9 protein-coding genes and 1 pseudogene are annotated in these 9,690 nt (G+C 32.2%); 9 read left to right on the top strand and 1 reads right to left on the bottom strand.

The window, feature by feature from the left end:
• A partial coding sequence (locus QNK89_RS09125) for an MFS transporter (protein ID WP_340170711.1) occupies window positions 1-1,044 on the top strand: 1,044 nt, incomplete at its 5' end.
• Between the two features lie 103 nt (window positions 1,045-1,147).
• Here the strand turns inward: QNK89_RS09125 and QNK89_RS09130 are convergent.
• Window positions 1,148-1,390: pseudogene (locus tag QNK89_RS09130) on the bottom strand (DUF2807 domain-containing protein); the annotation flags it as partial.
• Between the two features lie 216 nt (window positions 1,391-1,606).
• Here QNK89_RS09130 and lon point away from each other — a divergent pair.
• From lon to rpsA, 8 genes are all read left to right on the top strand, one after another.
• Window positions 1,607-4,054, top strand: a complete 2,448-nt coding sequence (gene lon / locus QNK89_RS09135; protein WP_340170712.1) for an endopeptidase La — start codon at window positions 1,607-1,609, stop codon at window positions 4,052-4,054.
• Window position 4,055: 1 nt separating this feature from the next.
• Entirely contained in the window at window positions 4,056-4,277 is a 222-nt protein-coding gene (locus QNK89_RS09140; protein WP_340170713.1) for a hypothetical protein, read from the top strand.
• 125 nt (window positions 4,278-4,402) lie between these two features.
• Window positions 4,403-4,612 carry a hypothetical protein gene (locus QNK89_RS09145; protein WP_340170714.1) on the top strand — a complete coding sequence of 70 codons (210 nt, stop codon included), beginning with the start codon at window positions 4,403-4,405 and terminating at the stop codon, window positions 4,610-4,612.
• A 191-nt stretch (window positions 4,613-4,803) separates the two neighbouring features.
• On the top strand, window positions 4,804-5,100 hold the full coding sequence (locus QNK89_RS09150; protein WP_340170715.1) for a LysM domain-containing protein: 297 nt from the start codon (window positions 4,804-4,806) through the stop codon (window positions 5,098-5,100).
• 107 nt (window positions 5,101-5,207) lie between these two features.
• Window positions 5,208-5,750 carry a LysM peptidoglycan-binding domain-containing protein gene (locus QNK89_RS09155; protein WP_340170716.1) on the top strand — a complete coding sequence of 181 codons (543 nt, stop codon included), beginning with the start codon at window positions 5,208-5,210 and terminating at the stop codon, window positions 5,748-5,750.
• Between the two features lie 49 nt (window positions 5,751-5,799).
• On the top strand, window positions 5,800-6,819 hold the full coding sequence (porQ, locus tag QNK89_RS09160) for a type IX secretion system protein PorQ (RefSeq protein WP_340170717.1): 1,020 nt from the start codon (window positions 5,800-5,802) through the stop codon (window positions 6,817-6,819).
• Window positions 6,820-7,166: 347 nt separating this feature from the next.
• On the top strand, window positions 7,167-7,862 hold the full coding sequence (gene cmk / locus QNK89_RS09165; RefSeq protein ID WP_340170718.1) for a (d)CMP kinase: 696 nt from the start codon (window positions 7,167-7,169) through the stop codon (window positions 7,860-7,862).
• Window positions 7,863-8,089: 227 nt separating this feature from the next.
• On the top strand, window positions 8,090-9,690 hold a 1,601-nt coding region (rpsA, locus tag QNK89_RS09170), incomplete at its 3' end, for a 30S ribosomal protein S1 (RefSeq protein WP_340170719.1).

The following is a 9,690-nucleotide window of genomic DNA, read 5'->3' on the forward strand; positions in this document are numbered from 1 at the left end:
GCAGATTATGTAGGTAATAAAAAAGTCTTCATGAAAATCTTTTGTTACATAGGTAGTTTAGGTTGTATTGGTCTGTTTTGTTTTAGTAAAGATTATATTCATTTAAGTATGTTTTTTTACTTTATGGGTTTAATTGGATATTGGGGAAGTTTAGTTTTCTACAATTCTTATCTGCCAGATATTGCATTTCCAGAACAGCAAGATAAAATAAGCGCAAAAGGTTTTAGTTTAGGTTATATAGGAAGTGTTATTCTTTTGGTGCTAAATTTAATAATGGTCATGAGTTTTGAGGGAGAAGCTGCACTAAAAATGATGCGTTACTCTTTTATAACCGTTGGTTTATGGTGGATGTTATTTAGTCAATACACCTTTTATATTTTACCAAAAGGAGTTTCTACAGGACATAAGGTAACTAAAGCTGTAATCTTTAATGGTTTTAGAGAATTGAAGCAAGTTTGGAAAGAGCTGAAACAGAATAAACGCTTAAAAAAGTACTTAAACGCTTTTTTCGTTTTTAGTATGGCTGTACAAACTATTATGTTAATGGCTACTTATTTTGGTAGTAACGAGATTAAATGGGAAGAATATGGAGCTGATGTTAGTCAAGGCTTAATTGCAAGTATATTAGTTATACAATTAGTAGCAATAATTGGCGCATTTTTAACCTCAAGAGCATCAGCTAAATTTGGAAATATTAAAACTCTAATTGTTATTAATGCTATTTGGATGTTATTGTGCTTTTATGCCTATTTTATGGTTACTCCAAATCAATTCTATATTGCAGCCGGTTTTGTTGGTTTAGTTATGGGTGGTGTTCAATCGTTATCTAGGTCAACATATTCTAAGTTTATACCAGAAACTGAGGATACTACTTCTTATTTTAGTTTTTACGATGTAGCCGAAAAAATTGGTATAGTAATAGGAATGTCTATTTTCGCTATAGTAGATCAACTTAAATCTATGCGTTATGCAATATTATTTTTATTCATTTTCTTTTTATTTGGAATTATTTTATTGTTTAGAGTACCAAAAGAAGAGTTCTAAAAAAAGCAGCTTTTCTAAATTTAGAAAAGCTGCTTTTTTTAGTTTTGCTAACCGCTAACCGCTAACCGCTAACCGCTAACCGCTAACCGCTAACCGCTAACCGCTAATTTCCAATGCTTCCAGAACCCATAACTTTAGAATCTTCAGATTTAGGTGTGCCTCTATACTCTATATCTCCAGATCCTGTCACTCTTGCTTTAAGATCTCCATTACAAACAACCGCTACATCTCCAGAACCAGCTACTTTTGCTTCAACATCTGTCACATGTAAATCAAAACCATGGAAATCTCCAGAACCAGTTACACCAGCTTTTAAATCTTTAGTTTTACCTTTTAGTGTTAAATCTCCTGAGCCAGAATGCTATAAAGACTATTATCTGTTTAGTTTTCACTTTTAACCAATAGATTGGCATATTAATTGAACTTTTATAAAACAAATATAGCGTTGAGACAATTATAAATAACTGATAGTCAAAACGTTTTAAAGTTTTAAGTATTAATCTATTAATTAAATCATTTTGCATCAAATACGTTTTGGTGACATAATGACGTAAATATACATATGAAGAAATCTAATTTTATTAGTCTAGACAGTTTGTCATTGCAGTATCTTGATGGAAATTCTGAGTTAATTCCTTTAATGACACCAGAAGATGAAGAGAAAATAAATAATGAAGACTTACCAGAAACATTACCAATTTTATCCTTAAGAAATACAGTATTGTTTCCTGGCGTTGTAATACCAATTACAGCAGGAAGAGATAAATCTATTAAATTAATTGATGACGCTAATAAAGGCAATAAAGTTATTGGTGTAGTCTCACAAAAAGACGAAGCTGTAGAAAACCCTAAAGCTGGTGACATTCATGAAATAGGTACAGTGGCAAGTATATTAAAAGTGCTTAAAATGCCAGATGGTAATACAACAGTAATTATACAAGGAAAAAAACGCTTCTGTATAGCTGAAGTTATTACCGAAGAACCTTATATAAATGCAACTGTAAGAGAAGTGCCAGAAGCTAAGCCAGCTAAAAAAAATAAAGAGTTTCAAGCAATAACAGATTCTATTAAAGACTTAGCGCTTCAAATTATAAAAGATAGTCCAAACATTCCTAGTGAAGCTTCGTTTGCTATTAAGAATATAGAAAGTGACTCTTTTTTAATAAACTTTGTGTCTTCTAACATGAATTTGACTTTAAAGGACAAACAAAAGCTACTTGAAACAAACGACTTAAAAACGCGTGCTTTAGAGACGTTAAGGTATATGAATATTGAGCTTCAAAAATTGGAGTTAAAAAACGATATACAATCCAAGGTTCAAAATGATATGAACCAACAACAACGTGAGTACTTCTTAAATCAGCAAATGAAAACCATCCAAGAAGAATTAGGTGGTGGTAATGCAGAAGAGCTAGAAGAGATGAAAAAGCGTGCTAAGTCTAAAAAATGGGATGATAAAGTATCAGAGCATTTTGAGAAAGAGTTAGCAAAAATGCAACGCATGAATCCTCAAGTTGCAGAATACACCATACAACGTAATTATTTAGATTTGTTTCTAGATTTACCATGGAATGAATTTAGTAAAGATAAATTCGATCTTAAACGTGCAAAAAAGATTTTAGATCGAGATCATTATGGTCTAGATGACGTTAAAAAACGTATTATAGAACATTTAGCTGTTTTAAAATTACGTAACGATATGAAGTCGCCTATTCTATGTTTATATGGACCTCCAGGAGTTGGTAAAACTTCTTTAGGACGTTCTATTGCAGAAGCGCTTGGTCGTGAATATGTAAGAATGTCTTTAGGTGGTTTAAGAGATGAAGCCGAGATTAGAGGACATAGAAAAACATATATTGGTGCTATGCCAGGACGCATTATTCAGTCTTTAAAAAAGGCTGGAACGTCTAACCCAGTATTTGTATTAGACGAAATAGATAAGCTTTCAAACTCTCATCAAGGAGATCCTTCTTCTGCTTTATTAGAAGTTTTAGATCCAGAGCAAAATAGTGAGTTTCATGACAACTTTCTTGAAATGGGTTACGACCTTTCTAAAGTTATGTTTATAGCAACTTCTAATAGCTTAGGAACCATTCAACCAGCTTTAAGAGATAGAATGGAAATAATAAACGTAACGGGTTATACTATTGAAGAAAAAGTTGAAATTGGGAAACGTCATTTATTACCAAAACAACTAAAAGAGCATGGTTTAACAGATAAGTATTTAAAACTTGGTAAACCTCAAATCGAAAAAATAGTAGAAGGTTACACAAGAGAATCTGGAGTAAGAAGCTTAGAAAAACAGATTGCAAAAATGGTACGATATGCAGCCATGAATATAGCAATGGAAGAAGATTACGATCTTAAAGTTACTAATGAGACTGTTATTAATGTTTTAGGAGGACCAAAATTAGAGCGTGATAAGTACGAGAATAATGATGTTGCAGGAGTTGTTACAGGGTTAGCTTGGACAAGAGTAGGAGGAGATATCTTATTTATAGAGTCTATTTTATCTAAAGGTAAAGGCACAATGTCTATTACTGGAAACTTAGGTAAAGTAATGAAAGAGTCTGCAACAATAGCTATGGAATATATAAAAGCTAATGCTGACGAATTTGGAATTAACTCAGAAATTTTCGATAAATACAATGTACACATTCACGTTCCAGAAGGTGCAACACCAAAAGATGGACCAAGTGCTGGTGTAACAATGCTTACGTCTTTGGTTTCTTTATTTACACAGCGAAAAGTAAAAAAGAGCCTAGCAATGACAGGAGAAATTACACTTCGTGGGAAAGTATTACCAGTTGGTGGAATAAAAGAAAAAATATTAGCAGCTAAACGTGCAAAAATTAAAGAAATACTACTTTGCGAGGACAATAGAAGAGATATTGAAGAAATTAAGCAAGATTACTTAAAAGGCTTAACGTTCCATTATGTTTCAGATATGAAAGATGTTTTAAAATTAGCAATTACAAAACAGAAAGTTAAGAAGGCTAAAAAATTATAAAATGAAGGCAGTTGTATTTGGGTTATTAGGATTACTATCAATAGGCGTTTTTGCACAAGAGGTGGAAGAAGAATTTCTTCCTATAGAAGTTGAAGGAAAAGAAGCTTTTATGTCTGCCAAAACTGGTGAGTTTACTTACAGAGAGCATTCTAAAACAGATCCAGCGCAACTAAAAACAAAAGCAAGTGGAGTGTTTATACAGATATTGCTATCCATGTTATAAAAAAAGGAGACACTTTAACTACAATAGCAAAAAACAATAATATTAGTGTAGCAGAAATTAAAGCTCACAATAAAGTAACTATTTCTAATTTAAAAATTGGAACAGAACTAAAAATTGTAAAAAATATGCTCGTTAAATCTAGCAGTCCTGTTATTGGTTATGCTGGAGAAGAAAGAGTTATCGCATCGCTTCGTCCTGGTGAAACTCCTGGACAATTTGCTACACCACCTTCTGTTGCAGAGGTTGAAAGCCAAGTTATAGAGACGAAAAAGAGTGAAGAAAAACCATCTGCTAAAGTTATAAAGCAAGTACTAGTGTTAAGAACCCAATTTTAGGATTAGAGAAAGTAGAAAAGACTCAATAGAAGGAAACAATAGAAGACCTCTCTAAAGCAATAAGCGAAGAGATAAAAGAAGTAAAAACAGAAATCGAAACTAAAAGTTCTAGTATTAAGAGCGATAGCAAGTATTCTGATAATATTAAAAAGGAAACAAAAAAAGAAAAACTTGAAAGACTAAAAGCAGAAATGAAAGCTTTAGAGGCTGAAATAGAAGAAGAGCCTATCTTAGAAGAGGTTAAAGTCATTGTTAAAGAAGTAAAGAAAAAAACTTCTGTGGTAGAAAAGGAACCCATAGAAACAGAAGTAATTGAAAGCATAAAGAAAAATAATCCTGATGCTAAAATTGTAGAAAGCGAAACTGAAACAAATTCCCAAGAAAATAAAGATGAATCTACCTATTATACACTAGATAAAGGTAATTCACTATGGTCAATAGCTAGAGAACACAATATGACTGTAGATGCTTTAAAAAAAACTAAATAATTTAAAGACCAATAATCTTGAAATTGGTCAGAAATTAAAAGTCACTCCAAAAAATATAATCTAAATCTAATTTTAATATAAGATTTCCGCTTTCTCGGAATATAAATATGAAAAAAATAATGTTGGCATTTGTTTGCTTAATAAGTTTAGCTGCATTTAGCCAGAACACAATAGTAGATGTAATTATAGACGGTAAACCTCATAAGTTAAATACCACAATTGGTGTATATACCTTTACAAAAGGATCACCAACTAGTTACAATAAAACAAAATCTATTCAAGATACCGTTACAGTATCTTCAGATAGTAGGGAAACTAAACCGTCTTCATTAAATTTAGATACTAAGTTACATACAGTAAGTAAAGGAGAAACATTATACGCAATTTCTAATAATTATGGTATTAGTATTGCGCATATAAAGAGCTTAAATAAACTAAAGTCTAATATTATAGCAATTAACCAAAAGCTTAAAATTAGGTATTCAGAAACTGCAGAAATTAAAGAAACTTCAGGTTTGTATTTAGTTAAAAAAGGAGACACTTTATTTAGTATCGCAAAGCAACATAATATTACAGTTCAAGAGCTTAAAACTTTAAATAACTTAGAAAATAATAGTATTAGTATAGGTCAAGAGCTTACTATAAAATAAAAAACGCTTACATGCGTTTTAAGATAGATTTAGTTACTTTTGCATCTTTATGATAAAAAAAATTATCCTTTTTGGCTTTATTTTATCTAACACCTTTTGTTTTGCACAATTAGGTGGCCAATCTACTTATCAATTTTTAAACTTGGTTTCTTCACCAAGACAAGCAGCATTAGGAGGAAAGGTCTTAACAAATGTAGATTGGGATGTCTCACAGGCACTAACTAATCCATCTACTATTAACGTAGAAATGGATAATCAGTTTGCTATTAATTATACAAACTATTTAGGAGGCATAAAATATGGTACAGCTTCTTATGCTTATTCAGTAGATAGAAGAGTTCAAACCTATCATGCAGGAATTACTTACATTAATTATGGTGACTTTATTGGTTACGATGAAAACGGAGTAAGAACAGGAGAATTTTCGGGTTCAGAAACTGCATTATCTTTTGGGTATGCAAAGCAAATAGGCTATAGCGATTTTTATGCTGGAGCAAACTTAAAATTAATAAATTCTAGTCTAGAACAATACAACTCTGTTGGTGTTGCTACAGATTTAGCTATTTTATATATTAACGAACGTTTAGAGTTTCAAGGCACCTTAGTGGTTAGAAATTTAGGAACTCAAATTACTACATATGCAGATAGGCAAGAGTCGTTACCTTTAGAAATAGATATAGGTTTATCTCAAACCCTAGAAAATGTTCCATTAAGATGGCATTTAACATTCGAGAACTTGCAACAGTGGCCAATTGGTAATCCTAATCCAGCAAGAGCGACTACAGATCTAGATGGCAACCAAACACAGGAGAAAGTTGGCTTTTTAGCTCAAGTAGTTAGGCATACTATTCTAGGAGCAGAATTATTTCCTAGCAAAGGCTTTAATATTCGTTTAGGTTATAATTTTAGACGTGCTGAAGAATTACGTATTGTAGACCAAAGAAACTTCTCTGGTCTCTCTGCAGGTTTCTCTGTAAAGCTTAACAAAATGCGTTTTAGCTATACACACGCTAAATATACATCTGCTGCAAACTCTAATTTCTTTGGATTACAGATTGATTTAAGATAAAAACTATTTTAAACTCACCTTTTTTTTTAACTTAGCGAACAAGATTTTTTACCAAAGTTCTACATATAGTATACAATAATTTTAAAATAGAAACTATGAAAACTACCATTAAAACAATTTTAGTAACTGTCTTATTTTTTGGACTAATGCATGCTACCACTGCACAAGTTAAAACAAGACACAACAATGGCTATAAGTAATTTCTAGTTCTCGCCTACTTTGGGAATTCCGCAGGAATTTCCAACTTGGTGTGTGCTTGCTAAATTAGTTGCTTAACCACGCTACTAATCATGCACAAAAACGTTAATCGAATTCTTCAAAAAAAATAATAAATCTAAATTAACAAAGTGCAAAAAATAACCATAGCCATAGATGGCTTTTCTTCAACAGGAAAAAGTACAGTAGCAAAACAACTAGCCAAACGTTTAGGATACATTTATGTAGACTCAGGAGCTATGTATCGTGCAGTAACATTGTTTACCATGCGTCATTTTTTTATTAATAAAGATGGGTTTAATGTAAACGCTTTAGTAGAAAAATTAGGCGAAATAAACATTAGTTTCAAGTTTAATGCAAACTTAGGTTTTGCTGAGGTGTATTTAAATGGAGAAAATATAGAACACGACATTAGAACTTTAGAAGTCTCAAGTTATGTAAGTAAAGTAGCAGCCATTCCAGAAGTGCGTTACCAATTGGTAAAGCAACAGCAACAAATGGGTAAAGACAAAGGCGTTGTAATGGATGGCAGAGATATTGGTACTGTAGTTTTTCCATATGCAGAGCTAAAATTATTTATGGTAGCTAGTGCAGAAAAAAGAGCAACCAGACGTTTCAACGAGTTAATAGGTAGAGGAGACGATGTGAGTTACCAAGCTGTTTTAAAAAACGTTCAAGAACGCGACTATATAGACTCTAATAGAGAAGATTCACCATTAGTAAAAGCAGACGATGCTATAGAGATAGATAATAGCGACTTAACTTTAGAAGCACAATTTGAAAAAGTGCTAAGCCTAGTAGAAATGGCTCTAGAAGATGTAGAGTAGTACCTTCCTAATATTTGTATTAATTATTAAAATTTTAACCAGCTGTAAATGAGTTGTTTTTATTTTAAATAAAGTTGTAAAACTATAATAAAAGTATTATTTTTGCACACCTTTTTAACGAGTAGTAGGAAGATAAAGAGGCTATATAAAACAATTTTAAATTTAACACTTCTGTGTGTTAGCGTTTAACTTCCTTAAGCATAACAGAATACAAACTATTATCTGCAATGGCTGAAAAAGCAAAACAAGCAGAAGTTGTAGCTGAAACTCAAGAAGCAGCAACTGAAACAAAAGCAGCTCCAGTAGTACCTGAAGCACAAGCAAACCCTGAAAAATTCTTAGAAGAATTCAATTGGCACAATTACCAAGAAGGTATTGATGAGGTTGAAGATTCTCAATTAAAAGAATTTGAAAAATTAGTATCAGAAAATTTCGTAGATACATTAGACGACGAAGTTGTAACTGGAGAAGTAGTACACATGACAGATCGTGATGCTATTATCGATATCAACGCAAAATCTGAAGGTGTAATTTCTTTAAACGAATTTCGTTACAATCCAGATTTAAAAGTTGGAGACAAAGTAGAAGTATTAATCGATGTTCGTGAAGACGCAACAGGACAATTAGTATTATCTCACAGAAAAGCACGTGTAATCAAAGCATGGGATCGTGTAAACAATGCACACGATACAGGTGAAATCGTTAATGGTTTCGTTAAGTGTAGAACAAAAGGAGGAATGATCGTTGACGTTTTCGGAATCGAAGCATTTTTACCAGGTTCTCAAATTGACGTTAAACCAATTAGAGATTACGATCAGTACGTAAATAAAACTATGGAATTTAAAGTGGTGAAAATCAACCATGAATTCAAAAACGTAGTCGTTTCACATAAAGCTCTTATTGAAGCAGATATTGAAGAACAGAAAAAAGAAATAATCGGTCAATTAGAAAAAGGTCAAGTATTAGAAGGTATCGTTAAGAACATTACGTCTTACGGTGTATTTATTGATCTTGGGGGCGTTGATGGATTAGTTCACATTACAGATTTATCTTGGTCAAGAATTAATCATCCAAATGAGATTGTTGAGTTAGACCAGAAATTAAATGTTGTAATCCTTGATTTTGATGAAAACAAATCAAGAATCCAATTAGGTCTCAAGCAATTATCTAAACATCCTTGGGATGCTTTAGGTGAAACTGTAGCAGTTGGAGACAAAGTAAAAGGTAAAGTAGTTGTAATCGCAGATTACGGTGCATTTATTGAAGTTGCAGAAGGTGTTGAAGGTTTAGTTCACGTTTCTGAAATGTCTTGGTCTACACACTTACGTTCGGCTAACGATTTTGTAAAAGTTGGTGATGAAATAGACGCTCAAATCTTAACTTTAAATAGAGAAGATAGAAAAATGTCTCTTGGTATCAAGCAATTATCTCAAGATCCATGGACATATATTACAACTAAATATCCTGTAGGTTCAAACCACAAAGGTATTGTACGTAACTTTACAAACTTTGGTGTTTTTGTTGAATTAGAAGAAGGTATCGACGGATTAATTTACATCTCAGATTTATCATGGACTAAGAAAATTAAGCATCCATCTGAGTTCACAAACGTAGGTGATACTTTAGAAGTAGTAGTATTAGAGTTAGATATTGAAGGACGTAAATTATCTTTAGGTCATAAACAAACAACTGACAACCCCTGGGATAAATACGAAACTGAATTTGGATTAAATTCTAAGCATACAGCTTCAATCGATGAGATCGTTGACAAAGGAGCAACAGTTAAGTTCAATGAAGATGTAGTTGCTTTTATTCCTTCTCGTCATCT

It is taken from the genome of Lacinutrix sp. (assembly GCF_037625555.1).
Taxonomy (GTDB): domain Bacteria; phylum Bacteroidota; class Bacteroidia; order Flavobacteriales; family Flavobacteriaceae; genus Lacinutrix.

Excerpts from the sequence above, each read along its gene's own strand:
- lon (WP_340170712.1), top strand. The coding sequence starts at position 1,607 with ATGAAGAAATCTAATTTTATTAGTCTAGACAGTTTGTCATTGCAGTAT.
- porQ (WP_340170717.1), top strand. The coding sequence starts at position 5,800 with ATGATAAAAAAAATTATCCTTTTTGGCTTTATTTTATCTAACACCTTT.
- QNK89_RS09155 (WP_340170716.1), top strand. The coding sequence starts at position 5,208 with ATGAAAAAAATAATGTTGGCATTTGTTTGCTTAATAAGTTTAGCTGCA.
- QNK89_RS09140 (WP_340170713.1), top strand. The coding sequence starts at position 4,056 with ATGAAGGCAGTTGTATTTGGGTTATTAGGATTACTATCAATAGGCGTT.
- QNK89_RS09145 (WP_340170714.1), top strand. The coding sequence starts at position 4,403 with ATGCTCGTTAAATCTAGCAGTCCTGTTATTGGTTATGCTGGAGAAGAA.
- QNK89_RS09150 (WP_340170715.1), top strand. The coding sequence starts at position 4,804 with ATGAAAGCTTTAGAGGCTGAAATAGAAGAAGAGCCTATCTTAGAAGAG.